Consider the following 1001-nt stretch of genomic DNA (forward strand, 5'->3'; position numbering starts at 1 on the left):
GAAAAGTAGCGCAAAGAGGTTACAGCAGCGAAGCGTGAATATTTTCGGGAATTAGTGCGACAAGACCAAAAACACAGAGCAAACGAACGACTACAAACCATGCCTTTAGAAGGATTAAACTCAGGAAATGCAACAGAAATGACAGCACAAGACTGGGAAGATATACGTCAAGGTGCAAATTAGCAGTGATATATTAAATTAAAAAAAGACCTCCAAAAAAAACGCTATGAAATTTCAAGTAATATGATTAATGACAATAAATAATTAAAAGTAATGATTGTTTCCTTTAGTTGTAAAGAAACCGAAAAAATATGGCAGGGGGTAAGTTCAAGAAAATTACCAGCAGACATTCAAGAACGAGCATTACGCAAATTGCGACAACTAGAAGCATCAGCTAATTTAGATGACTTGCGTATCCCCCCTGGAAATCGCTTAGAAGCCCTTTCTGGAGATAGAATAGGACAATACAGTATCCGTATTACAAAGCAATGGCGGATATGTTTTATGTGGGAAAATGGAAATGCTTATAATGTAGAAATAGTGGATTACCATTAGGAGAAAATATCATGGACAACAACTTACTACATAATCCCCATCCAGGTGAAATTTTAAAATATGAATTTTTAGAAGAATTAGACATTAGCGAAAATGATTTAGCTGTTAACTTAGGTTTGACTGATCTTACTATTCAAGGAATTATTACAGGTAAACTGAAAATGACAGCAGATATAGATTTGCGTCTTTGTCGCTATTTTAGACTTTCAGATGGTTATTTTTTAAGATTGCAAAATGCTTATGAAATAATGGAAGCAAAAAGAAATTTAGGAGAAATTTTAAATCAAATTATTCCTTATTCCTTACTAGCGACAGATTAACATAAATACCCTGCATTTTTTAGTGAGTAGGTTGGGTTGACTCAAGGAAAACCAACAATACCCACCATTAATAACACCAAATTACAACCCAAAACCCCTGTATTTGTTCACATCATCTCACCCAAC

3 protein-coding genes are annotated in these 1001 nt (G+C 34.3%); all 3 read left to right on the plus strand.

What is annotated here, in order from left to right; all coding sequences use genetic code 11:
* Positions 1 to 54: 54 nt before the first annotated feature.
* The 3 genes from ACIR310F_RS27200 (at position 55) to ACIR310F_RS0100405 (ending at position 875) form a co-directional block, all read left to right on the plus strand.
* Complete coding sequence (locus tag ACIR310F_RS27200; protein ID WP_269208325.1) at positions 55 to 183, plus strand: hypothetical protein; 129 nt, start codon at positions 55 to 57, stop codon at positions 181 to 183.
* Between the two features lie 90 nt (positions 184 to 273).
* The gene (locus ACIR310F_RS0100400) at positions 274 to 555 is read left to right on the plus strand and encodes a type II toxin-antitoxin system RelE/ParE family toxin (protein WP_028082115.1); all 282 of its coding nucleotides are present in this window, start codon (positions 274 to 276) and stop codon (positions 553 to 555) included.
* 11 nt (positions 556 to 566) lie between these two features.
* Positions 567 to 875 (plus strand): HigA family addiction module antitoxin, encoded by a 309-nt coding sequence (locus tag ACIR310F_RS0100405; RefSeq protein WP_028082116.1) that lies wholly within the window; start codon positions 567 to 569, stop codon positions 873 to 875.
* Positions 876 to 1001: the final 126 nt, after the last annotated feature.

The sequence above is a fragment of the Dolichospermum circinale AWQC310F genome (assembly GCF_000426925.1).
In the GTDB taxonomy this organism is placed as follows: domain Bacteria; phylum Cyanobacteriota; class Cyanobacteriia; order Cyanobacteriales; family Nostocaceae; genus Dolichospermum; species Dolichospermum circinale.